General features: G+C 73.6%; 23 protein-coding genes. 20 read left to right on the top strand and 3 right to left on the bottom strand.

Annotated features, from left to right (window positions below):
* Positions 1-44 precede the first annotated feature (44 nt).
* The 15 genes from ACWEPX_RS02610 to ACWEPX_RS02680 all read left to right on the top strand — a co-directional run bounded on the left by ACWEPX_RS02610 (position 45) and on the right by ACWEPX_RS02680 (position 13,230).
* Positions 45-1,325: an MATE family efflux transporter gene (locus tag ACWEPX_RS02610; RefSeq protein ID WP_451895322.1), complete on the top strand. Its 1,281-nt coding sequence runs from the start codon at positions 45-47 to the stop codon at positions 1,323-1,325.
* 74 nt (positions 1,326-1,399) lie between these two features.
* On the top strand, positions 1,400-2,704 hold the full coding sequence (locus ACWEPX_RS02615) for an MFS transporter (protein ID WP_451895323.1): 1,305 nt from the start codon (positions 1,400-1,402) through the stop codon (positions 2,702-2,704).
* Position 2,705: 1 nt separating this feature from the next.
* Complete coding sequence (truB, locus tag ACWEPX_RS02620) at positions 2,706-3,626, top strand: tRNA pseudouridine(55) synthase TruB (protein WP_451895722.1); 921 nt, start codon at positions 2,706-2,708, stop codon at positions 3,624-3,626.
* 10 nt (positions 3,627-3,636) lie between these two features.
* Positions 3,637-4,566, top strand: coding sequence for a bifunctional riboflavin kinase/FAD synthetase (locus ACWEPX_RS02625; protein WP_451895324.1), 930 nt, complete (start codon positions 3,637-3,639; stop codon positions 4,564-4,566).
* 71 nt (positions 4,567-4,637) lie between these two features.
* Positions 4,638-5,111: an XRE family transcriptional regulator gene (locus ACWEPX_RS02630; protein WP_451895325.1), complete on the top strand. Its 474-nt coding sequence runs from the start codon at positions 4,638-4,640 to the stop codon at positions 5,109-5,111.
* The gene (locus tag ACWEPX_RS02635; protein WP_451895326.1) at positions 5,108-5,587 is read left to right on the top strand and encodes a 2'-5' RNA ligase family protein; all 480 of its coding nucleotides are present in this window, start codon (positions 5,108-5,110) and stop codon (positions 5,585-5,587) included. Before ACWEPX_RS02630 ends, ACWEPX_RS02635 begins: the two co-directional genes overlap by 4 nt.
* Positions 5,588-5,675: 88 nt before the next feature.
* Positions 5,676-5,945, top strand: a complete 270-nt coding sequence (gene rpsO, locus ACWEPX_RS02640; protein WP_451895327.1) for a 30S ribosomal protein S15 — start codon at positions 5,676-5,678, stop codon at positions 5,943-5,945.
* A 205-nt stretch (positions 5,946-6,150) separates the two neighbouring features.
* A complete protein-coding gene (locus ACWEPX_RS02645) occupies positions 6,151-8,379 on the top strand; it encodes a polyribonucleotide nucleotidyltransferase (protein WP_451895328.1) in 2,229 nt (742 codons plus the stop codon).
* Positions 8,380-8,456: 77 nt separating this feature from the next.
* Positions 8,457-9,785: a M16 family metallopeptidase gene (locus ACWEPX_RS02650; RefSeq protein WP_451895723.1), complete on the top strand. Its 1,329-nt coding sequence runs from the start codon at positions 8,457-8,459 to the stop codon at positions 9,783-9,785.
* Positions 9,782-10,528 carry a 4-hydroxy-tetrahydrodipicolinate reductase gene (gene dapB / locus ACWEPX_RS02655; protein ID WP_451895329.1) on the top strand — a complete coding sequence of 249 codons (747 nt, stop codon included), beginning with the start codon at positions 9,782-9,784 and terminating at the stop codon, positions 10,526-10,528. The genes ACWEPX_RS02650 and dapB overlap by 4 nt, the downstream gene beginning before the upstream one ends.
* The gene (locus ACWEPX_RS02660; protein ID WP_451895330.1) at positions 10,529-10,966 is read left to right on the top strand and encodes a hypothetical protein; all 438 of its coding nucleotides are present in this window, start codon (positions 10,529-10,531) and stop codon (positions 10,964-10,966) included. It begins immediately after the preceding gene.
* Positions 10,967-11,182: 216 nt separating this feature from the next.
* A complete protein-coding gene (locus tag ACWEPX_RS02665; RefSeq protein WP_451895331.1) occupies positions 11,183-11,560 on the top strand; it encodes a hypothetical protein in 378 nt (125 codons plus the stop codon).
* Between the two features lie 46 nt (positions 11,561-11,606).
* Positions 11,607-12,485, top strand: a complete 879-nt coding sequence (locus ACWEPX_RS02670) for an RNA polymerase subunit sigma-70 (protein WP_451895332.1) — start codon at positions 11,607-11,609, stop codon at positions 12,483-12,485.
* A gap of 11 nt (positions 12,486-12,496) precedes the next feature.
* Positions 12,497-12,979, top strand: a complete 483-nt coding sequence (locus ACWEPX_RS02675) for a GyrI-like domain-containing protein (protein WP_451895333.1) — start codon at positions 12,497-12,499, stop codon at positions 12,977-12,979.
* Positions 12,980-12,996: 17 nt separating this feature from the next.
* Positions 12,997-13,230: a DUF2277 domain-containing protein gene (locus tag ACWEPX_RS02680; RefSeq protein ID WP_451895334.1), complete on the top strand. Its 234-nt coding sequence runs from the start codon at positions 12,997-12,999 to the stop codon at positions 13,228-13,230.
* A 12-nt stretch (positions 13,231-13,242) separates the two neighbouring features.
* Here ACWEPX_RS02680 and ACWEPX_RS02685 read toward each other — a convergent pair whose 3' ends face one another.
* Together ACWEPX_RS02685 and ACWEPX_RS02690 are read right to left on the bottom strand one after the other, a co-directional pair.
* Positions 13,243-13,752, bottom strand: a complete 510-nt coding sequence (locus ACWEPX_RS02685) for a hypothetical protein (RefSeq protein WP_451895335.1) — start codon at positions 13,750-13,752, stop codon at positions 13,243-13,245.
* A gap of 117 nt (positions 13,753-13,869) precedes the next feature.
* Positions 13,870-14,427: an N-acetyltransferase family protein gene (locus tag ACWEPX_RS02690; protein ID WP_451895336.1), complete on the bottom strand. Its 558-nt coding sequence runs from the start codon at positions 14,425-14,427 to the stop codon at positions 13,870-13,872.
* Between the two features lie 92 nt (positions 14,428-14,519).
* On the opposite strand from ACWEPX_RS02690, the gene ACWEPX_RS02695 reads away from it, so the two are divergent.
* The 5 genes from ACWEPX_RS02695 (at position 14,520) to ACWEPX_RS02715 (ending at position 22,208) form a co-directional block, all read left to right on the top strand.
* Positions 14,520-15,461 carry an EamA family transporter gene (locus ACWEPX_RS02695; protein WP_451895337.1) on the top strand — a complete coding sequence of 314 codons (942 nt, stop codon included), beginning with the start codon at positions 14,520-14,522 and terminating at the stop codon, positions 15,459-15,461.
* Positions 15,458-16,675, top strand: a complete 1,218-nt coding sequence (locus tag ACWEPX_RS02700) for a winged helix-turn-helix domain-containing protein (protein WP_451895338.1) — start codon at positions 15,458-15,460, stop codon at positions 16,673-16,675. Before ACWEPX_RS02695 ends, ACWEPX_RS02700 begins: the two co-directional genes overlap by 4 nt.
* Positions 16,676-16,867: 192 nt before the next feature.
* Positions 16,868-17,839, top strand: coding sequence for an EamA family transporter (locus tag ACWEPX_RS02705; RefSeq protein ID WP_451895724.1), 972 nt, complete (start codon positions 16,868-16,870; stop codon positions 17,837-17,839).
* Positions 17,840-17,989: 150 nt separating this feature from the next.
* Positions 17,990-20,272: a SulP family inorganic anion transporter gene (locus tag ACWEPX_RS02710; protein WP_451895339.1), complete on the top strand. Its 2,283-nt coding sequence runs from the start codon at positions 17,990-17,992 to the stop codon at positions 20,270-20,272.
* 10 nt (positions 20,273-20,282) lie between these two features.
* Positions 20,283-22,208, top strand: coding sequence for an AAA family ATPase (locus ACWEPX_RS02715; protein ID WP_451895340.1), 1,926 nt, complete (start codon positions 20,283-20,285; stop codon positions 22,206-22,208).
* Here ACWEPX_RS02715 and ACWEPX_RS02720 read toward each other — a convergent pair.
* Positions 22,195-22,434: a DUF6480 family protein gene (locus tag ACWEPX_RS02720; RefSeq protein WP_451895341.1), complete on the bottom strand. Its 240-nt coding sequence runs from the start codon at positions 22,432-22,434 to the stop codon at positions 22,195-22,197. The two genes, ACWEPX_RS02715 and ACWEPX_RS02720, sit on opposite strands and share 14 nt — an antisense overlap.
* Positions 22,435-22,469 lie beyond the last annotated feature (35 nt).

The raw sequence follows: 22,469 nt of genomic DNA on the forward strand, positions 1-22,469 counted from the left end.
GGTAAGGGGCGAACCCATCATTCGCATCTTACGGGGGAGGCGTCGTGCGGCGTCAGGTGCTCGCGCTGGCTGTGCCCGCGCTGCCGGTGCTCGCGGCCGAGCCGCTGTACCTGCTCGTCGACACCGCCGTCGTCGGCAGGCTGGGCGGCACCGAGTTGGGCGCGCTGGGCGTCGGCGCGGTGATCCTGGCCCAGCTGTCGACCCAGTTCACCTTCCTCTCCTACGGCACCACCGCCCGCGCCGCCCGCCTCTACGGCGCGGGCAGGCGGGAGGATGCCGTCGCCGAGGGCGTGCAGGCGACCTGGCTGGCGGCGGGCCTCGGCCTCATCATCGTCCTCATCGGACAGCTGCTGGCCGGTCCGCTCGTCCGGCTCCTCGCAGGTCCGGGCGAGCTCGCCGACGACGCCGAGTCCTGGGTCCGCATCGCCATCTGCGGCGCCCCGCTCATCATGATCACCCTCGCGGGCAACGGCTGGATGCGCGGCGTGCAGGACACCCGGTCGCCGCTGCGCTACGTGCTGGCGGGCAACGGCGTCTCCGCCGTCCTCTGCCCGCTCCTGGTGCACACCGCGGGCCTGGGCCTCAACGGCTCGGCCTTCGCCAACGTCGCCGGTCAGGCCGTGTCCGCGAGCCTGTTCCTCGCCGCGCTGCGCACCGCCGCGCTGCGCCCCCGCTGGGACATCATGCGCCGCCAGATCGTCCTCGGCCGCGACCTCGTCCTGCGCAGCCTGGCCTTCCAGGCGTGCTTCGTCTCCGCCATCGCCGTCGCCGCCCGGCACTCGGTGGCCGCGGCGGGCGCGCACCAGGTCGTGCTCCAGCTCTGGACGTTCCTGTCGCTGGTGCTGGACTCCCTGGCCATCGCGGCGCAGTCGCTGGTCGGCGCGGCCCTGGGCGCGGGCGACGCCCGCCGCGCCCGCGCGCTGGCCCGCGGCGTGACCGGCTACGGCCTGCTGGCGGGCGTGTGCTCGGGGATCGGCTTCGCCGCCGTCGCCGGGGTCCTGCCGCACCTGTTCACCGCCGACCCCGGCGTGCTCGCCGAGATCCCGCACGCCTGGTGGTTCTTCGTCGCCATGCAGCCGGTGGCGGGCGTCGTCTTCGCCCTCGACGGCGTCTTCCTCGGCGCGGGCGACACCCGCTACCTGCGCACCACGACCCTGCTGGCCGCCCTCGTCGGCTTCCTGCCGCTGATCTGGATCTCCCACGCCTTCGGCTGGGGTCTGGTCGGCATCTGGACGGGCCTGTCGGCGTTCATGGCCATCCGCCTGGCCGCCCTGCTCGCCCGCGCCCGCACCGCGCGCTGGGCGGTCGTCGGCGCGCCGGGGTGAGCAACCACACGTGAGCATGGCTAACTATCTGCGGGCGCGTCGGTTCTAATGTGGCGAGTCGATTGGAGTGCTGGGTGAGATCGCCGCGTGCGCTGGCCGTCTGGGGTGCGGCGGTGGTGGTGTACCTGCTGGCCGTCTTCAACCGCACGACCCTCGGCGTGGCCGGGCTGGAGGCCGCCGAGCGGTTCGGCATCGGGGCCGCGGCGCTGTCGGGGTTCACCGTGCTCCAGATCGGCGTCTACGCGGCCATGCAGATCCCGACCGGGCTGCTCGTCGACCGCTTCGGCCCGCGCGTGACGCTGACCGCCGCCGCCCTGCTCATGGGCTCCGGCCAGCTCCTCTTCGCCCTCGCGGGCTCCTACGCCCCCGCCCTCGTCGCGCGCGGCGTGCTCGGCCTCGGCGACGCCCTCGCCTTCGTCAGCGTCCTGCGCCTGGTCGCCGCCCACTACACGCCTCGCAGGTACCCGACGCTCACCGCGGCGACCGCGGCCCTGGGCTCGGTCGGCAACTTCGCCGCCACCGTCCCCCTGACGCTGCTGCTCGCCCACACCGGCTGGACGACCGCCTTCGCCGCTATCGGCCTGGTCACCGCCGGGTACGCGGTCGTGGTCGTCTGGCGGGTGCGCGACGCGCCTGCGGGGGAGGAGCCGCAGCGCAGCGACGCGGTCGGCGTGCGCCAGACCCTCGACCAGGTCCGGCAGGCGTGGCGGGTGCCCGGCACCCGGCTGGGCTTCTGGGTGCACATGTCCACCTGCTTCGCCCCCAACGTCCTCGGCCTGCTGTGGGGCCTGCCGTACCTGGTCCAGGTGCACGGCCTGACCGCACCGCAGGCGGGCGCGGTGCTCAGCCTGATGGTCGTCGTGGCGATGCTCTGCGGCCCGGTGATCGGCGAGCTGATCGGCCGCCGCCCCGCGGCGCGGCTGCCCATCGTCCTGGCCTACCTCGGCGCGGCCACGCTCATCTGGGCGCTGATCGTCGCCTTCGCGGGCGGGCTGCCGACGCCGCTGGTCGTCGCCGCCTTCGCCGTGCTGGCCGCGGGCGGGCCGATGTCGGGCATCGCCTTCGCCATCGTCCGCGACTACAACCCGCTGCGGCGCGTGGGCACCGCCAGCGGCATCGCCAACGTCGGCGGCTTCGGCGCGACCACCGCCGCGGCGCTGGCCGTCGGCCTGCTCATCGGCGGCGACGCGGCCGCGGCCGGGGCCGCGCAGTTCCGGCTGGCCTTCGCCGCCCTCCTGGTCATGCTCGTGGCCGGGTCGTGGCGCACGGTGGTGTGGTGGTTGCGCGCCCGGGCTGTGGTGCTGGCCAAGGTGGAGGCCGGGGAGGCGGTGCCGGTGCAGATCCGCCGCCGTGCCTGGGACATCGCCCGCGCCGCCTAGGATTCGCCGCGTAGGATTCTCGGTCGTGTCTTCTCGCCCTGCTGTGCCGCCGGGGCTTGTCGTCGTCGACAAAGCACCCGGCATGACCTCCCACGACGTCGTCGCCCGGGTCCGCCGCATCATCGGCACCCGCAAGGTCGGCCACGCCGGGACCCTGGACCCGATGGCCACCGGCGTCCTCGTCCTCGGCGTGGAGCGCGCCACCAAGCTCCTCGGGCACCTGGCCCTGGACCGCAAGGTCTACCTGGCCACGATCCGCCTGGGCACCGCGACGACCACCGACGACGCCGAGGGCGAGCACCTGTCCGAGCCCGACCCCGCCGTGCTGGCCGGGGTGACCGACGCGGCCGTCGCCGCGGGCGTGGCCGCCCTGACCGGCCCCATCGAGCAGGTCCCCAGCTCCGTCAGCGCCGTCAAGATCGACGGCAAGCGCGCCTACGCCCGCGTCCGCGCGGGCGAGGACGTGGTCATCCCCGCCCGCCCGGTCACCGTGCACCGCTTCGACGTGCTGGCCACCCGCCGCGACGACAAGGCCATCGACATCGACGTCATGGTCGAGTGCTCCTCGGGCACCTACGTGCGCGCCCTGGCCCGCGACCTGGGCGCGGCCTTGGGCACCGGCGGCCACCTCGCCGAGCTGCGCCGCACCCGGGTCGGCCCGTTCGACCTGCGCGTGGCCCGCACGCTGGAGGCCCTGCAGGACGCCCCCGGCCTGTCGCTGGACCTCGACGCCGCCGTCGCCGCCGCCTTCCCGCGCCGCGACCTCGACCGCGTGGAGTCGATCGCCCTGTCCCACGGCAAGCGGCTGCCCGCCGCGGGCATCGCCGGGACCTACGGGATGTTCGACCCCGCGGGCCGGGCGCTGGCGCTCGGCGTGGACGAGGGCAAGACGGCCAAGGCGCTCGTCGCCCTGGCGGTCTAGGCTCATCCCCGTGCAGCGATGGAGAGGGCTTGACGACCTGCCGGGGGGATGGGGGCGCTGCGTCGCCACCATCGGCGTGTTCGACGGGGTGCACCGCGGGCACCAGGCGCTCATCAGCCGGGCGGTGAAGCTCGCCGCCGAGAAGGACGTGCCCAGCGTGGTCGTGACCTTCGACCCGCACCCGGCGGAGGTGGTGCGCCCGGGCAGCCACCCGGCGCAGCTGACCACGCTCGCCCGCAAGGCCGAGCTGGTCGAGCAGCTGGGCGCGGACGTGTTCTGCGTGCTCCCCTTCACCCCCGAGCTGTCCAAGGTGCCAGCCGACGAGTTCGTCCACGAGTTCCTGGTCGAGCGGCTGCACGTGGCCGCCGTGGTGGTGGGGGAGAACTTCACCTTCGGCCACCGCGCCCTGGGCACCGTCGAGCTGCTCACCAAGTACGGCAACCGCTTCGGCTTCGCCACCGAGGGCGCGAGCCTGGTCGGCGGGGAGGTCACCTTCTCGTCGACCTACATCCGCGCCTGCATCGACGCGGGCGACGTCCGGGCCGCCGAGGCCGCGCTCGGCCGCCCGCACCGGGTCGAGGGCATCGTCGTGCGCGGCGACCGGCGGGGCCACCAGCTCGGCTTCCCGACCGCGAACCTCTCCACCCCCCGCTACACCGCCATCCCCGCCGACGGCGTGTACGCCTGCAAGTTCCACCTGCCCAACCGCGCGCCCATGACCGCGGCCGTCTCCGTCGGCACGAACCCGACCTTCTCCGGCCGCGAGCGCCGGGTGGAGGCGTTCGTCCTCGACGTGGACGAGGACTTCTACGGCCAGCGCGTCGCCCTGGACTTCCACGAGCGCATCCGCCCGATGGAGCGGTTCGACACCACCGAGGCCCTCGTGGAGCAGATGCACGACGACGTCGCCCGCACCCGCGCGCTGCTGGACGGCGAATAGGCCGAATCCCTACGGAAGGTGATGAACACCTGGCAAGATACGGCCGGGTCGTAGGGAGAGAGGCCGACAAGGTGGAGGACCACAAGATCGTCCAGCGCAACATCGCGCTGCAGCGCGAGTGGTACGGGGAGCCGTTGGGCGATCGGGTGCGCAGGCTGGTGGTGGCCTTCGACACCTCGCAGGCCAACCTCGCCGACGTGCTGGGGATCAGCGCGCCGATGCTGAGCCAGGTGATGAGCGGGCGCCGGGCCAAGATCGGCAACCCGGCCGTGCTGGCCCGGCTGATCATGCTGGAGCGCAAGATCCTCACCCCCGAGGTGGCCTCCGGGGCCAAGGAGCACCTGCAGAAGGCGCTGGAGGACGTGCGGGTCTCCAAGCCAGCCGTGACCCGCGACAGCCTGCCGGTCGACGTGGGCCGCAGCGCGATCATGGCCCTGCGCAGGCTCATCGCCCCCGACGACCTCACCCAGGCCGCCGAGCTGCTCGACCAGCGCTTCCCCGAGCTGGCCGACCTGCTGCGCCGGGCCGGGAGGCACCGGGTGTGACGAGGTTCTTCGCCGCCTTCCCCCTGCCCGACCACGTCGCCGACCACCTCGCCGCCGCCCTGCCGCCCTTCCCCGCCGGGGTCCGCCCCGAGCCCCGCCACCACTGGCACATCACCGTCGCCTTCTACGGCGCGACCGGCTTCCCCGGGATGCCGTGGCTCACCGGGCGTGTCCAAGACCACCCCGCGCCGCGGATCCGGCTGCGCGGCGTCGGCGTGTTCCCCGGGGTGACCTGGATCGGCGTGGCCGCCGACCTCGACGCGCTCAACGCCGCCGCGGTCGTGGAAAAGGAGTCGCGCCCCTACGTCCCGCATGTCACGATCGGCAGGCAGCAGCGCCCTGGTGGATGGGCGCCCGACCTGGCCGATTACCGCGGCCCGGAATGGATCGCCCCCGAGTTGGCGTTGTACTCGAGCGAGCAGGGGCGCTACACCCGGGTGGGTGGCGTGCGGCTTCGGCCAGCCCCCACCTGCTAACCTTGCGTTTTGGGTCCGGCTGCGGTCCGTGGCGGCCGGTACCGACGCACCACCCAGCACGGCACAACACGATCAAGGAGAACACCCAGTGGCGCTGTCCACCGCGGAGAAGAAGTCGATCCTGGCCGAGTACGGCGTGCACGACTCGGACACCGGATCGCCGGAGGCGCAGGTCGCGCTGCTGACCAAGCGCATCCGCGACCTCACCGAGCACCTGCGCACGCACAAGCACGACCACCACTCGCGGCGCGGTCTGCTGCTGCTGGTCGGCCGCCGTCGGCGGCTGCTGAACTACCTGACCAAGGTGGACATCGAGCGCTACCGGTCGCTGATCCAGCGGCTCGGCCTGCGCCGCTAGCCATCCGGGGGGAGTGACCGACCGCGGTCGCTCCCCCCGTCCACAACACAACCGAGGAAATAGGGCTCGCGCACTTCAGGACAGGTTCGCCGGTCCTCGGTAGTGGCTTCCGGGTGGGGTAACCCGGTGGCTTCGATCGATGACCGGCCTCGTCCGAACCGCGCACCTGCTTGTGCCCCCGCGCGCCCACAGGATGAGGAGAACCATGACTGAACCGACCGTGCACGAGACCACGGCGACCATCGACAACGGCGCCTTCGGCACCCGCACCGTCCGCTTCGAGACCGGCCGCCTGGCCCGCCAGGCCGCGGGCAGCGTCGTCGCCTACCTGGACGAGGAGACGATGCTCCTCTCGGCGACCACCGCGTCGAAGCACCCGAAGGAGCAGTTCGACTTCTTCCCGCTCACGGTGGACGTCGAGGAGCGCATGTACGCCGCGGGCCGCATCCCCGGCGCGTTCTTCCGCCGCGAGGGCCGCCCCTCCACCGACGCGATCCTGGCCTGCCGCCTGATCGACCGGCCGCTGCGCCCGTCGTTCGTCGACGGCCTGCGCAACGAGATCCAGGTCGTCGTCACCGTGATGAGCCTGCACCCGCAGGACCTCTACGACGTGGTGGCCATCAACGCCGCGTCCGCGTCCACCCAGCTGGCTGGCCTGCCGTTCTCCGGCCCGGTCGGCGGCGTGCGCGTGGCCCTGATCGAGGGCCAGTGGGTCGCGTTCCCGACCTACGAGCAGCTGGAGAAGGCCGTGTTCGACATGGTCGTCGCCGGGCGCGTGGTCGGCGACGACGTGGCGATCATGATGGTCGAGGCCGAGGCCACCGACAACGTGATCGACCTGGTCGAGGCGGGCGCGCAGGCGCCCACCGAGGAGGTCGTGGCCGCCGGTCTGGAGGCCGCCAAGCCCTTCATCAAGGTGCTCTGCGACGCCCAGGCCGAGCTGGCCTCGCTGGCCGCCAAGGAGACCGCCGAGTTCCCGGTGTTCCCGGCCTACCAGCCCGACGCCTTCGAGGCCGTCGCCGCGGCCGTGGGCGACGAGCTGGCCCAGGCGCTGACCATCGCGGGCAAGCAGGAGCGGGAGAGCCGCCTCGACGAGGTCAAGGCGCTGTGCCTGGAGAAGCTGGCCGCCGACGACGCCTTCGAGGGCCGCGAGAAGGAGATCGGCGCCGCGTTCCGGTCGCTGAACAAGAAGCTGGTCCGCCAGCGCATCCTCCGCGAGAAGGTGCGCATCGACGGCCGCGGCCTGACCGACATCCGCCAGCTCGGGGCCGAGGTGGCCGTGGTGCCGCGGGCGCACGGCTCGGCGCTGTTCGAGCGCGGCGAGACCCAGATCCTGGGCGTCACCACGCTGAACATGCTGCGCATGGAGCAGACGATCGACTCCCTCTCCCCGGAGACGACCAAGCGCTACCTGCACCACTACAACTTCCCGCCGTTCTCCACCGGGGAGACGGGCCGGGTCGGCTCGCCCAAGCGGCGCGAGATCGGCCACGGCGCGCTGGCCGAGCGGGCGCTCATCCCCGTGCTGCCCAAGCGCGACGAGTTCCCCTACGCCATCCGCCAGGTGTCCGAGGCGCTGGGCTCCAACGGCTCGACCTCGATGGGCTCGGTCTGCGCGTCCACGATGTCGCTGCTCAACGCCGGTGTCCCGCTCAAGGCGATGGTCTCGGGCATCGCCATGGGCCTGGTCTCCGACGAGGTGGACGGCAAGACCGAGTACGTCGCGCTGACCGACATCCTCGGCGCCGAGGACGCCTTCGGCGACATGGACTTCAAGGTCGCGGGCACCAAGGAGTTCGTCACCGCCCTGCAGCTGGACACCAAGCTCGACGGCATCCCGTCGGCGGTGCTGGCCGGGGCGCTCGGCCAGGCGCGCGACGCCCGGCTGACGCTGCTGGAGGTCATGGCCGAGGCCATCGACCGCCCGGACGAGATGAGCGCCTACGCCCCGCGGGTGACCTCGGTGAAGATCCCGGTCGACAAGATCGGCGAGGTGATCGGCCCCAAGGGCAAGATGATCAACTCCATCACCGAGCAGACCGGCGCCGACATCTCCATCGAGGACGACGGCACGATCTACGTCGGCGCGGCGGACGGCCCGTCGGCCGAGGCGGCGATCGGCATGATCAACGCCATCGCGAACCCGCAGCTGCCCAAGGTCGGCGAGCGGTTCCTCGGCACCGTGGTGAAGACGGCCGCCTTCGGCGCGTTCGTCTCGCTGCTGCCCGGCAAGGACGGCCTGATCCACATCTCCAAGCTCGGCGGGGGCAAGCGGATCAACAAGGTCGAGGACGTGGTCAAGGTCGGCGACAAGCTCCGCGTGGAGATCGCCGACATCGACCAGCGCGGCAAGATCAGCCTGGTCCTGGTCAAGGACGAGGAGGCCGCCGAGACCAAGCAGGACGACGCGGCCGAGGCGACCGCGCAGCCGTGACATCGCGCACGTCGGCGGCCGCGGGCACCAGCGGTGCCCGCGGCCGCCCGCCGCGCAGCACCGGAACGCCCGGGCACATGCAGCGCCCGGGCAGCACGGTGCTGCTGGACCGCACCGCCGACGGCGCCGAGGTCAAGCGCACCCTGCTGCCCGGCGGCCTGCGGGTGATCACCGAGCGGATGCCCGGGGTGCGCTCGGCGGCCGTCGGCATCTGGGTCGCCGTCGGCTCCCGCGACGAGCCGCTGTCGGTCGCAGGCGCGGCGCACTACCTCGAACACCTGCTGTTCAAGGGCACCGCGAAGCGCTCGGCGGCGCAGATCGCCGAGGAGATCGACGCCGTGGGCGGGGAGCTCAACGCCTTCACCGCCAAGGAGCACACCTGCTACTACGCGCACGTCATCGACGACGACCTGCCGCTGGCGATGGACCTGGTGGCCGACGTCGTCTTCGACGCCCTGTGCGCCGAGGCGGACGTGGAGACCGAGCGCGGGGTGGTGCTCGAGGAGATCGCCATGCGCGACGACGACCCCGAGGACCTGCTGCACGACGCCTTCTGCGGCGCGCTGCTGGCCGACCACCCGCTGGGCAGGCCGGTCCTGGGCACCGAGCAGTCGATCACCGCGATGACCCGCGGCGCGCTCAACGGCTTCTACCGCCGCCGCTACACCATGCCGCGCATGGTGCTGGCCGTGGCGGGCAACGTCGAGCACCGCCAGGTGCTCGGCTTGGTGCGCAAGGGTTTGCGCGACCGGCTGGCGGGCGACAAGACCCCCGTCGCCCCGCGCGCAGGCCGCGCCCGGGTGGGCAACCGGCCCCGGCTGGTCCTGCACACCGACGACACCGAGCAGGCGCACCTCATGCTGGGCGTGCGCGCGCTCGACCGGCACGACGAGCGCCGCTTCACCCTGGGCGTGCTCAACGCGGCCCTCGGCGGCGGGATGAGCTCGCGGCTGTTCCAGGAGGTCCGCGAGCGGCGCGGCCTGGCCTACCAGGTGTACTCCTCGGTCGCCTCCTACGCCGACACCGGCCACCTGTCCGTCTACACCGGATGCCAGCCCGACCGCCTCGGCGAGGTGGCCGGGGTGGTGCGCCAGGTGCTCGGCCAGGTCGCCCGGGAGGGGCTCACCGACGCCGAGGTCGCCCGCGGCAAGGGCCAGCTGCGCGGCGGGCTGGTGCTCGGGATGGAGGACACCGGCTCGCGCATGTCGCGCATCGGCAAGGGCGAGCTGGCCTACGGCGACTACCTCTCGGTGGAGGAGACGCTGGCCCGCATCGCCGCGGTGACCGCGGAGGACGTGGCCCGGCTGGCCCGGGAGATCCTGACCCGCCCGCTCGCCGCCGCCGTGGTCGGCCCCTACGCTCACATCGACGACGTCCCGCAGGAGCTGCACGAGGTGACCAGGTGACGATTCGGGTGGGCGTGCTCGGCGCCCGGGGCCGGATGGGCGCGCAGGTGTGCCAGGCGGTCGAGGCCGCCCCGGACATGGAGCTCGTCGCCAAGGTCGACACCGGCGACGCGCTCGCCGACCTCGCCGACGTCGGCGTCGAGGTCGTGGTCGACTTCACCCACCCCGACGTGGTGATGGGCAACCTGCGCTTCTGCGTCGACCACGGCATCCGCGCCGTCGTCGGCACCTCCGGCTTCGACGACGCCAAGCTCGCCGAGCTGCGCGGGTGGCTGGCGGCCAAGCCGGAGCTGGGCGTGCTGATCGCCCCCAACTTCGCCCTCGGCGCGGTGCTGACGATGAAGTTCGCGGAGCTGGCCGCGCGCTACTACGACACCGTCGAGATCATCGAGCTGCACCACAACCGCAAGGCCGACGCGCCGTCGGGCACCGCGGCCCACACCGCCCGCCTGGTCTCCCAGGCCCGCGCCGCGGCCGGGCTCGGCCCCGTCCCGGACGCCACGACGTCCGAAGTGGACGGTGCGCGGGGGGCGTCGGTGGACGGCGTGCGGGTGCACTCGGTGCGCCTGGGCGGCCTCGTGGCCCACCAGGAGGTGCTCTTCGGCGGCACGGGGGAGACGCTGACCCTGCGGCACGACTCGCTGGACCGCACCTCGTTCATGCCGGGCGTGCTGCACGGCGTGCGCGCCGTGCTCGACCGGCCGGGCCTGGTCGTGGGCCTGGAGAACGTGCTGGAGCTGTAGATGTCCGCGCGCACGGTCTCGTGGGTGCTGGCCGCGGTGGTGGTGGTCTACTTCGTGCTGCTCGGCGGCCGGGCCGTCGAGCTGTTCCGCGACGGGCGGCCGGTGGCGGTGGCCTTCGGCGTCGGCGTCCTGCTGCTGCCCCTGGTCGGCGCGTGGGTCCTGTGGTCGACCCTGCGCTTCGGCATCCGGACCCAGGAGCTGGGCCGTCGGCTGGCGGCCGAGGACGGCCTCCCGGACACCTCCGGGTTGCCCCGGATGCCGTCCGGGCGGGTCGACCGGGCGGCGGCGGACGCCTGGTTCGAGGAGCGCCGGGCCGAGGTCGAGGCCAGCCCCGAGGACTGGCGCGCGTGGTACCGCCTCGCCGTCGCCTACGACGTGGCGGGCGACCGCACCCGCGGCCGCAGGGCCATGCGGCGGGCGCTCGACCTGGCCGGATGAGGGTTGCACAGAAAGATGATCTACATCACATGATCACCTTCTGGTGATCACATTTGCGGCGAAGGCGGCAAATGACCTCGCCTTGCCCCCAGCTTGATCGATGCGCGCTCACCAGCCGCTACCGCGTTCATCCAATTATCCACAATGGATGTTGGTCGGGCGGTTAGCCTCCGATCCGGGCGTCCGAACATGGCGCCCATCACACTGGGAGGCAACATGTTGATCCGCAAGGCAGCCGCGGTCGTCGCGGCTGGCGCCGCCGCGTTCGCTTTGTCTGCTGGTACCGCCCAGGCCGCCGACACGACGTACCTGTACGTCGGGCCGCTGAGCCACTGCCAGGACACCGGCAACCGCGGCGTGGCGGGCGGGGTCTTCTCGTCCTACACCTGCCAACTGGGGATCGCGGGCTACAGCGTCTACGTCACCGCTGCGCCCGGCTGGGTCAGCGGGGTCTACCTGAACACCTTCGGCTCGGCGTTCAACACCATCGAGACCTGCGCCCAGACCGGGGCCAACGGGGTGGCCGCCGGGGTGTTCACGTCCTACAACTGCCAGCTCGGGATCGCGGGCTACAGCCTGACGGTCGCGGGCTGACGCGCTGGCCGGCGCCGGGTCCCCCGGCGCCGGTACCGTCGCCCGCGTGGACCTCGACCAGCACCGGAGCGCGCTGCGCGCCTACTGCTACCGGATGCTCGGCTCCCCGTTCGACGCCGAGGACGCCGTCCAGGAGACCTTCCTGCGGGCCTGGCGGGCGCGGGAGCGGTACGACCCAGACCGGCCGCTGCGCGCGTGGCTGTTCGCCATCGCCACCAACGTCTGCCTCGACGCCCTGCGCTCGGCGTCGCGCCGCGTGGGGCCGCTGGTGGGCGACCCGGCGGTCGGGCCGGACATCGGCGAGCCCCTGCCGGGCGCCGCGTGGGTGCTGCCCGCCCCGGTCGACCCCGCCTTGGCGGTGGAGGAGCGCGAGTCGGTCCGGCTGGCCTTCGTGGCCGCGCTCCAGGTGCTCCCGCCGCGCCAGCGGGCCGTGCTGATCCTGCGGGACGTGCTGGCCTGGCGGGCCGACGAGGTGGCCGAGCTGCTGTCCTCGACCATCGCGTCGGTGAACTCGGCCCTGCAGCGCGCCCGGGCGGCGCTGCCCGCAGTCGCCCCGGAATCGGACCCCGACGAGGACCTGCTCGCCGCCTACTGCCGGGCCTTCTTGGACCACGATGTGGACGGTCTCGTCGCATTGCTGCACGAAGACGTCACCACGTCGATGCCCCCGTTCACCTGGTGGCTGCGCGGCCGGGACGCGGTGCGGGCGTCGATGGAGCACGGCACCTACTGCATCGGCCACACCCTGGTGCCGGTGCCGGGCGGGTTCGGCCAGTACGACGCGGCGGGCCAGCCGTTCGCGCTGGTCAAGCTGGGTGCGGTCGACGGCGTGCTGACCTCGGCGACGACGTGGCTGATGCCCGAGCTGTTCGAGGTCTTCGGCCTGCCGATGAGTTCTCCCGCGCCCGCCCGTAGTGGTAGGTGAAGGGAGGTTCTATGGAACCCAGGATTGAGGACCGGCCGGAGATCGCCTACGCGGGCATCGCGGAGACCGCGACGCTGGCCGAGTGGGGCCGGGTGAACGCGCTGGTCCCGGAGGTCCACGGGTGGCTGGCCGCGCGCGGCGTCGAGCCCGTGGGCCCGCCGCTGTACCGCTACTACGCCGGGGACGTGGGCACGCCGATCGAGGTGGAGGTGGGCTGGCCGGTGCCCGCGGGCGCCGACCTGGCGGGCGACGACCGCGTCCGCCTGCGCACCCTGCCCGCGGGCCGCTACGCCGTGCTGGTCCACCGCGGCCACCCGGACAGCATCGGCCAGTCCTTCGGCGTGCTGGAGGAGTGGTCGGCCCGCACGGGCGTGACCTGGGACGTCACCGACGGCCGCTGGGCGTGCCGGTACGAGTCCTACCGGTCCGACCCGGTCACCGAGCCCGACCCAGCACGATGGGAGACGGAGATTGCGTACCTGATCAGGGCGTGAGGGGGCAGTATGGGGGCATGTGCAGGAGTATCAAGACGCTCAGGCCCCCATACACCGACGACCCCGGTGTCGAGGACGTCCAGGCCGCGGCGCGCCAGTACGTCCGCAAGATCTCCGGCTTCCACCGCCCGGCCCCGCACAACGCGGAGGTCTTCGAGCGCGCGGTGGCCGCCATCGCCGCCGCCACCGAGGAGCTGCTCGACGGCCTGGTCGTCAAGGGCGCCCGTCCGGGGGCGAAGGAAGCCAGCTAGGGGACCGCGGGGCTAGTGGAACCACCCGTGGAACAGCGCCGGCGAGGCCGCCAGCAGGCTGAACCGGACGAACCGCCCCGCGATCCCCGCGCTCAGGAACGCCGCCACCTTCATCCGCACCAGCCCGGCCAGCACCGTCATCGCCATGAACGGCGGCAGCCCCGCCACCGCGCTGACGCTGTACGTGCCGAACATCCAGTGCGGGTGCGCCTCGCACTTCTCCCGCAGCCAGGCGACCCACGCCCGGATGCGCTTGGTCCGCTGCTGCCAGCGCAGCCGCCGCTCGGTCATCGCCTTCTCCCGCCTGCGCAGGAACCTCGGCAGGTGGATCGAGCCGCGGGCGGCGTAGTAGTAGAACAGCTTGCCGCCCACGTGCCCCACCGCGACGACCGCCGCGATCAGCGCCCACGGGATGTCCGGGCGCTGGAGCGCCAGCCCGACGATGAACAGCTCGACGTTGACGAACGGGATCAGCGCCGACCCGAGCGCGACCGCGAGCGCAACGCACAGCCACGTCCACACGAGTCGGAACCCCCTGAGCAGTACCCCGTGACCAAGACGTTACCTGATCCATCCCCACACGGGCAGCGGAACCGGACCTGTACTCCAGATAGTCACCGCCGCGGCCCCGCGCGTTACTCACTCCAGGGGCAGGGCCACCGGACCGGTGAAGCGGATTTCGCGCAGCGGGCGGCCCCCGGCGTCGAGCGTGCGCAGGACGCCGTCGGGGGTCCAGCCCGCGCGCTGGTAGAACCGCTTGCCCGCGGTGTTCTGCTCGGGCGTCCACGCGATGGCCCTGGTCATGCCCGCCCCGCGCAGCGCGTCGACGGCGGCGGCCAGCAGCCGGGTGCCGTGGCCCCTGCGGCCCCAACGGGGCTCGACCAGCAGGGTGGCGACCAGGCCGACGGTGGCCGCGTCCGGGGCCGGGCTGCCGTCGGCGGCGGCCGACTCCGACTCCGGGGACGGGCCCGCGCTGCAGAAGCCCACCACCCAGCGGCCTTCGGTGGCCACCAGGACGCTGGCGGGGCCCTGCTCGACCGTCCGCAGCCACTGGGTGGCGGCGGCCTCGGCGTCGAGGCTGGCGAGGACGTCGGGGGGCAGGAGGTCGGCGTAGCCCGTCTGCCAGGTCGTGACCTGGATGCGGGCGATCTCGGCGACATCCGTCGGCAGGGCGGGGCGCACGGCGGCTTCGGCCATGCCGGGGAACCTATCGGGCGTGGCGGGATGTTGGCGCAGCGCGTCGGAATAACCGATGAACAAGTGTCGGTGGTTCGTGCGAGGCTGCGGGCATGGGTTCGCGCACTTGGTTGGCGTGGGCGGCGCTGTGGGTCGTCTACGTGGTCTGGGGATCAACCTACCTGGGGATCAGGCTCACCCTGGAGTCGATGCCCCCGCTGCTGTCCGCCGGTTTCCGGTTCGTCGCCGCAGGCCTGCTGCTGGGGCTGCTCGTGGTGCTGGTGGCCGGGCCGAAGGCGCTGCGGATGACCTGGCCGCAGTTCGGCACGGCCGCGCTCGTCGGCCTGCTGCTGCCCGCCTGGGGCAACGGGCTGGTGGTGGTCGCCGAGCGGCACGTGGCCTCCGGCCTGGCGGCGCTGCTGGTCGCGGCCATCCCGCTCTACGTCGTCGTGCTGCGGCGGGTGCTGGGGGAGCGCCCGCCGCGGGTGACGCTGGTGGGGGTGGGGATCGGCCTGGCCGGGCTGGCCGTGCTGCTGCTGGGCGGGCCGGTGGCGGGCACCCACGGGTCGGCGTGGTTCGGGCCGTGGCTGGTGCTGCTGGCCGCCCTGGGCTGGTCGGTGGGGACCGTGCTGAGCACCCGGCTGCCGAACCCGGCCAACCCGTTCGCCATGGCGGCCGCGGAGATGCTGGTCGGCGGCGTCGCGCTGACCGTCGGCGGCTGGGTCGTCGGCGAGCGCGTGGACCTCGGCGCGATCACCCCGACGGCCTGGTGGGCGTGGGGGTACCTGGTGGTGTTCGGCGCGTTCGCGTTCAGCTCCTACATCTTCGCGCTGGGCAGGCTGCCGGTGTCGACCGTGGCCACCTACGCCTACGTCAACCCGCTCATCGCGGTGGTCCTGGGTTACCTGGTGGCCGACGAGGTGTTCGGGCCGTGGCAGCTCGTGGGCGGCGCGGTGGTCCTGGTGGCCGTCGTGCTGGTCGTGCGGGCGGAGCGGCGGGCGAAGGTGTCGGGGCCGGATGGCACCATGCGCGGGATGAGCGAGGTGCGCCGATGACCGAGACCATGACCACCGCGGCCGCGCGCCGGACCGCGCTGGCCGCCCAGGGCTTCGCCGAGGCCAGGCCCGCGGGCGAGCCGACCCGCAGGCACCTGGCCAAGGTGCTCTCCCGGGTCCGGCTGCTCCAGCTGGACTCGGTCAACGTCGCCGTCCGCGCCCACTACATGCCGGTCTTCTCCCGCATCGGCGGCTACGACCAGGCCCTGGTCGACGACGCCGCGTGGCGCCCGAGCGCCCGCAAGCCGCGCATGCTGGTCGAGTACTGGGCGCACGTCGCCAGCCTCATCCCGGTCGAGGACTGGCCGCTGCTGCGCTGGCGGATGCGCTACTACGAGACCCGCTACGCCGACTTCCTGCGCCGCGACAACGTCAACATCAGCGGCCTGATCGATGACGTCCTCACCGCCGTCAAGGAGCTGGGCCCGATCAGCGCGGGCGCGCTGGAGACCGAGCTGGGCGGCGGCACGCCCCGCCCGCGCGGCGGCTGGTGGAACCGGTCGGACGTCAAGCACACCTGCGAGTACCTCTTCGCCGTCGGCGCCCTCACCACCGGCACCCGCCGCGGCTTCCAGCGCCTCTACGACCTCCCCGAGCGCGTCCTCCCCGCCGACGTCCTCACCCGCGAGGTCCCGACCGACGAGTGCGCCCGCGAGCTGATGCGCTCGGCAGCCATCGCCCACGGCATCGGCACCGAGTTCGACCTGCGCGACTACTACCGCCTGCCCCCGGAGATGGCCCGCACGGCGCTGCTGGAGCTGGTCGACGCGGGCGAGCTGATCCCCACGACCATCCCCGGCTGGCGCCACCCGGCCTACCGCCACGCCGAAGCCCGCACCCCGCGCGCGATCCGCGGCCGCGCCCTCCTCTGCCCCTTCGACCCCCTGGTCTGGGAGCGCGACCGCACCGAGCGCCTGTTCGGCTTCCACTACCGCATCGAGATCTACGTCCCGGAGCCCAAGCGCCAGTACGGCTACTACGTCTTCCCCTTCCTCCTCGACGGCGCCCTCACCGCCCGAGTCGACCTCAAAGCCGACCGCGCCGCCAACACCCTCCGCGTCCACGGCGCCTTCAGCGAGTCCGGAGTGGACACCGCGCGGGTGGCGGCCGAACTCGCCGCCGAACTCCGCGAAATGGCCACCTGGCTCGGCCTCCCCTCCATCACCCTCGGCGACCGCGGCGACCTGATCGCCCCCTTGGCCGCCCACGTCTAGGCCCTCGACGCAGGTCCTGAACGCGGGCGCCAGCTAGCGGGTTCGGACACGCGGCGAAGGGGGTGCCGCCGCTCGGTGATGTGCGGGTGTGTCGCCGCGCGGTGCGGCAGCCTCGTTGGCCCCCGAAGGGTGTCCCGCGTGCTGCCCACCCCGGGAAAGAGGCCATCCCGAGGGTCCTACCATCGGACGACTATCGCAGGAGGCGCCGTGACCGCTCTCAGCCCGGCTACCCGGCACCACGCGCGGGGGACCGTGTTCATCCTGGCTGCGTCGGTGGCTTTCGGGAGTTCCGGGCCGTTGGCGAAGCCTGCGATGCAGGCCGGGTTGGCGCCGATGCAGGTGGCGGCGCTGCGGGCCGTGCTGGCGGCTGCGGTGCTGCTCGCCGTCGTCGGCGCGACGATGCCCGGGGTGCTGCGGGTGCGCCGCGAGCAGTGGCCGTTGCTGGTGGCCTACGGGCTCACCGGGGTCGCCGCGGTGCAGGCGTTGTTCTTCATCGCCGTCTCCCGGCTGCCGGTCGGCGTGGCGATGCTGCTGGAGTACACCTCGCCCGTCCTCGTCGCCCTCTGGGTGCGCTTCGTGCGCAAGACGCGGTTGTCGGCGTTGTCGTGGACCGGCACCGTGCTCGCCCTGGGCGGCCTCACGCTCGTCGCCCAGGTCTGGACGGGCCTGCGGCTGGATCTGGTCGGCTTGGTCGCGGGCATCGGCGCGGCCGTCGCGTCGGCGGGCTACTACCTGCTCGGCGAGCGCGGCGCGGGTCAGCATCACCCGATCGGGATGGTGACCTGGGGGATGGTCGTCGGCGCGGTCGGGTTGCTGGTGGTCGCGCCGCCGTGGGGGATGCCGGTCGAGGTGTTCGGCGCGTCCGTCCCCTTCGGACCGTGGGAGTCGCCGGTGTGGGTGCTGCTGGTGGCCGTCGCGGTGCTGAGCACGGCCTTGGCGTACTCGCTGAGCCTGAGTTCGTTGCGGCACCTGCCGTCCACCGTCGCCAGCGTCCTGGCGCTGACCGAGCCCGTCGTCGCCACCCTCATCGCCTGGCTCATGCTCGGCGAGACCCTGACCCCGTTGCAGATCGCGGGTATGGCGGTGCTGCTGAGCGGCGCTGCCTTGGTGCAGTTGGCATCCCGCGGCCCGGTCACCCCCGCCGATCCGCTGCCCGACCGCTAGCCACACGATCGGGTGAACAGCGCCGCTGCTCGCCCGACCCGGGAACCACCCCTCGGTAAAGGAACGTTTACCGCGCGGACGCGACAGCACGTGGCCGATCGGTCACCATGTGCTTATCGCACCGTCCTGCGAACTCAAGTGGAGGTTCCCATGGGTGGCTCAACCGCCCCCGCGCACGCGCATTCACCGCCGCTGCGCCGGTGGCTCGTCGACAACGCCCGCTACGACATCCCCGCTTCGCTCATCGTCTTCCTGGTCGCGGTGCCCCTCTCGCTGGGCATCGCCGCCGCGTCCGGCGCCCCCGTGCTCGCCGGGCTCATCGCCGCCGTGGTCGGCGGCGTCGTCGCCGGTGCATTCGGCGGCTCCCCCTTGCAGGTCAGCGGTCCGGCCGCCGGGCTGACCGTCGTCGTCGCCGACCTCATCGTCCACTTCGGCTGGACGGTCACCTGCGCCATCACCGTGCTCGCGGGCGTCCTGCAGGTGGTGCTGGGCGCCTGCAAGGTGGGCCGGGCCGCGCTGGCGGTCTCGCCCACGGTGGTGCACGCGATGCTGGCGGGCATCGGCGTCACCATCGTGCTCAGCCAGGCGCACGTCCTGCTCGGCGGGCAGGCCCCGGGCGCGGCGTGGGCGAACCTGACCGCCCTGCCCGGGGCGGCGCTGTCGCCGGAACCCGCGGCGGCGCTGGTCGGCGTGGGTGTCGTGGTGCTGCTGCTGGTCTGGCCGCGGCTGCCCGCCCGCGTGCGCGCGGTGCCCGGCCCGCTGGTCGCCATCACCGCAGCCACGGTGGTGGCGGCCGTGCTCGCGCTGCCCGTCGCCCGGGTGTCGCTGCCGGACGCGCCGCTCTCGGCGCTGCACCTGCCCGCGCTGCCGGAGGGCCAGTGGGCGGCCTTCGCCGTGGGCGTGCTGACGATGACCCTCATCGCCAGCGTGGAGAGCCTGCTGTCGGCGGTCGCGGTCGGCAAGATGCGCGCGGGCACGCGCACCGACCTCAACCGGGAGCTGCGGGGCCAGGGGTTGGCCAACATCGCCTCCGGCATGGTCGGCGGCCTGCCGGTGACGGGCGTGATCGTGCGCAGCTCGACCAACGTGCGCGCGGGCGCCCGCACGCGCGTGTCCGCGGTGCTGCACGGGGTGTGGGTGCTGGTGTTCTCGGTGCTGCTGGTGGGTTTGGTGGAGCAGATCCCGATGGCCGCCCTGGCGGGGTTGCTGGTGTTCGTGGGTCTGCGGTTGGTGGAGTGGGGCAACATCCGGTCGGCCAGGCGCCACGGCGAGCTGGCCGTCTACCTGGTGACGATCTTCTGCGTCGTGTTCCTCGACCTGCTGCAGGGCGTGCTGATCGGCTTGGCGTGCGCGCTGCTGGCGACGGTGCGGCGCATCGTGTGGGCCCGCGTGCGGGTCGAGCCCGCCGAGCCCGGCCCCGACGGCAGGCCCGCCTGCGCGGTGGTCGTGGAGGGCACGTTGAGCTTCCTGTCGGTGCCGCGGCTCTCGCGGGTGCTCGGGCAGGTCCCCGAGGGCAGCGCGGTGCACCTGGAGCTGGTGGTCGACTACCTCGACCACGCCGCGTACGACCACATCGCCGCCTGGCGGCGCGCCCACGAGGGCGCGGGCGGCACCGTCGTGGTGGACGAGATCGGCGGGCCCGGCCCGATGACCCGCCGCAAGCGGTCGAGCCCGGTGCCGCGCTGGTTCTCCCCGTGGTCGCACTGGCAGCGCGGCCACCTCGCGGTCCCGGTGCAGAGCCGCGGCCACGAGGTGCTGCACCCGCTGGTGGCCGGGGTCCGCGAGTACCACCGCAGGGGCGCGCCGATGCTGCGCCCGCACCTGCGCAGGCTCGCGGGCGCGCAGCAGCCGCACGCGATGTTCTTGACCTGCGCCGATTCCCGCATCGTGCCCAACGTCATCACCGCGTCGGGCCCCGGCGACCTGTTCACCTTGCGCAACATCGGCAACCTGGTGCCCGACCCGCGCGACTCCGGCGACCTGTCGGTGCACGCGGGCGTGCAGTACGCCGTCGACACCCTCGGCGTCCCGGTCGTCATGGTGTGCGGGCACTCCCGCTGCGGCGCGATGACCGCGCTGCTGTCCGACCCCTCCGACGACCCGGTCGGCCACTGGCTGCGCTGGGCCGCCCCCAGCCTGGCCGCCTGGCGCGACGGGCACCCGCTGGGCCTGCACGCCGCGGCCGAGGGTTGGTCCGAAGTGGACCAGCTGGCGATGGTGAACGTGGCCGTCCAGCTCGACGCGCTGCGCAGGCTGCCGGTGGTCGAGCGCGGCGGGGTGCGGCTGGTCGGGCTGTTCTTCGACATCCCGTCCGGCACGCTGCTGATGCTGGACGAGACCGCGCAGCGGTTCGAGCCGCTGCCGGGCCGCGGCGCGCTGCCCCGGCCCCGGCAGGTCGCCGACTCGCCCGACGACCTGCCCACCGCGCGCTAGATTGCGGGGCATGCCCGCCGAGCGCACCCTCGACCAGTCCGTCCGCGACCACCTCGCCGGGTCCGAGCTGCCGGAGCAGGCCAGGGACCTGGTCATCGCGGCCCTGGACGGCGACGACGCGGTCGAGGGGGTGCTCGGCGGCGCCGCGCCCGCCCCCGGCGCGACCGGCGCGCAGGCCGCCGAGCTGGCGGTGTACCTGCGCGCGGTCCGCGTGCGCGGCTTCCGCGGCATCGGGGAGCCGGTGGAGCTGGTGCTCCCGCCGCGCCCGGGGCTGACCCTGGTCACCGGCCGCAACGGCTCGGCCAAGTCGAGCCTGGCCGAGGCCGTCGAGCTGGCGCTCACCCGCCGCAACTCCCGCTGGGCGGGCAAGCCGGACTCCGCGCGCAAGCTGTGGCAGGCGGGCTGGCGCAACCTGCACTCCCCGTCCGCGGCGATCGAGGTCGAGACGGTCAGCGGCGGCGAGACCGCGGTCTTCACCATGTCCTGGGCCGATGACGCGCCGTTCGAGAGTCCGGAGTGGACCGGCCAGGACTGGGACTTCGAGACCCACCGGCCGTTCCTGTCCTACACCGAGCTGGGCAAGCTGGTCGACAGCAAGCCTGTCGAGCTGCACGACGTGCTGCACCGCGCGCTGGGGCTGGAGCGGCTGGACGAGGCCCGGGCCCGGCTCGCGGCGCGCAGGCTCGACCTCGACCGCAGGCGCAAGGCCGTGCGCGAGGAGAAGAACGCCCTCGCCGAGGTGCTGCGCGACATCGATGACGAGCGCGCCCGCGCCGCGATCGGCCTGCTCACCCCGACCAAGGCCGCGCTGTCGCGGCTGCTGGAGCTGGCCGCGGGCGATCCCGACGACGGCGTGCCCGTGGCCGCGCTGCGGTCCCTGGTGGCGCTGTCCCTGCCGCCCGCCGCGGAGGTCGCCGCGGCGGGCGAGGCCGTGCGGGCGGCGTCGGCGGCGGTGGCCGAGGCCGCCTCTGCCCTGCCCGCGGACCTGGACGACCTGCTGGGCGCGGTGCTGGCCTACCACGCCGACCACGGCGACGGCCCGTGCCCGGTCTGCGGCGTCGGCGCGCTGGACGCCGACCGGGTGGCCCGGATCGAGCAGGCCCGCCGCGCCGCGCGGGCGCAGCGGGAGGCCAGGGCCGACCACGCCGCGGCGGAGTCCCGGCTGCGCAGGCTGGTCGGCCACCCGCCCGCCGTGCTCGCCGCCGTGCCCGAGGCCGCCTTCGTCCGCGCCGCCTGGGCCGACTGGTCGACCGCGGAGGATCCGGTGGCCGCCCACGACGCCCTGTCCGCGGCGCTGGCCAAGCTCCAGGACTGGGCGGGCGCGGAGCTGGCCCGCATCGACCAGGTGTGGCGGCCGACCGCGCTGCGCCTGGCCGCGTGGGCCCAGCAGGCCGAGCAGGTCTTGGCCGAGCACGACCGCCACCGGCTGCTCTCCGCGGCCGAGGACTGGCTCAAGGCGATGGCCGGGCGGCTGCGCGACGAGCGCATGCGCCCCTTCGCCGAGCAGACCGCCCGGCTGTGGTCGATCCTGCGCAAGGACAGCAACGTCGAGATGGGCGGGGTCGTCCTCGCGGGCGCCCACACCCGCCGCCGCACCGACCTGCCCGCCACCGTCGACGGCGTGGCCGCCCACGCCCTCGGCGTGCTCAGCCAGGGCGAGCTGCACGCCCTGGCGCTGGCCCTGTTCCTGCCCCGCACGCGCGTGGACGACAGCCCGTTCCGCTTCGTCCTGCTCGACGACCCCGTCCAGGCGCTCGACTCGGCCAAAGTGGACGGTCTGGCCGCGGTGCTGGCCGAGGTCGCCGCCACCCGCCAGGTCGTCGTCTTCACCCACGACGACCGCCTGCTCGCCTCGATCAGGGCGCAGGGCATCACCGCGGCGGTGTGGGAGGTCGTGCGCGGCGAGCGCTCGCGGGTGGCGCTCAGAACACCTTGATCCACCCGACGAGCTGGGCGACCAGGAGCCCCACCACCATCAGCGTGATGATCACGACGAGGACCAGGGTGATGACGCCGCCTGCCCGCGACCGGTAGGTCTCCGGCTTCGACAGGCCTTGGGTCGTGCTGCCCGAGTCCGGCGGGGTGTCGCCGGGCTGCACGCCGCCGCCCGGTTCGAGGCCGGGCGTGCGGTCCGGGTCCGGGTCCGGCGGCAATGCGGTCATGGCGGGGGATAACCGGCGGGTTGTCGGGCGAAACC

The sequence above is a fragment of the Actinokineospora sp. NPDC004072 genome (assembly GCF_053604195.1).

Coding starts and splice junctions, on each gene's coding strand:
- ACWEPX_RS02645 (WP_451895328.1), top strand. CDS start 6,151: ATGACTGAACCGACCGTGCACGAGACCACGGCGACCATCGACAACGGC.
- ACWEPX_RS02710 (WP_451895339.1), top strand. CDS start 17,990: ATGGGTGGCTCAACCGCCCCCGCGCACGCGCATTCACCGCCGCTGCGC.
- ACWEPX_RS02695 (WP_451895337.1), top strand. CDS start 14,520: ATGGGTTCGCGCACTTGGTTGGCGTGGGCGGCGCTGTGGGTCGTCTAC.
- ACWEPX_RS02665 (WP_451895331.1), top strand. CDS start 11,183: ATGTTGATCCGCAAGGCAGCCGCGGTCGTCGCGGCTGGCGCCGCCGCG.
- ACWEPX_RS02700 (WP_451895338.1), top strand. CDS start 15,458: ATGACCGAGACCATGACCACCGCGGCCGCGCGCCGGACCGCGCTGGCC.
- ACWEPX_RS02680 (WP_451895334.1), top strand. CDS start 12,997: ATGTGCAGGAGTATCAAGACGCTCAGGCCCCCATACACCGACGACCCC.
- ACWEPX_RS02660 (WP_451895330.1), top strand. CDS start 10,529: ATGTCCGCGCGCACGGTCTCGTGGGTGCTGGCCGCGGTGGTGGTGGTC.
- ACWEPX_RS02690 (WP_451895336.1), bottom strand. CDS start 14,427: ATGGCCGAAGCCGCCGTGCGCCCCGCCCTGCCGACGGATGTCGCCGAG.
- ACWEPX_RS02650 (WP_451895723.1), top strand. CDS start 8,457: ATGCAGCGCCCGGGCAGCACGGTGCTGCTGGACCGCACCGCCGACGGC.
- ACWEPX_RS02715 (WP_451895340.1), top strand. CDS start 20,283: ATGCCCGCCGAGCGCACCCTCGACCAGTCCGTCCGCGACCACCTCGCC.
- ACWEPX_RS02675 (WP_451895333.1), top strand. CDS start 12,497: ATGGAACCCAGGATTGAGGACCGGCCGGAGATCGCCTACGCGGGCATC.
- ACWEPX_RS02720 (WP_451895341.1), bottom strand. CDS start 22,434: ATGACCGCATTGCCGCCGGACCCGGACCCGGACCGCACGCCCGGCCTC.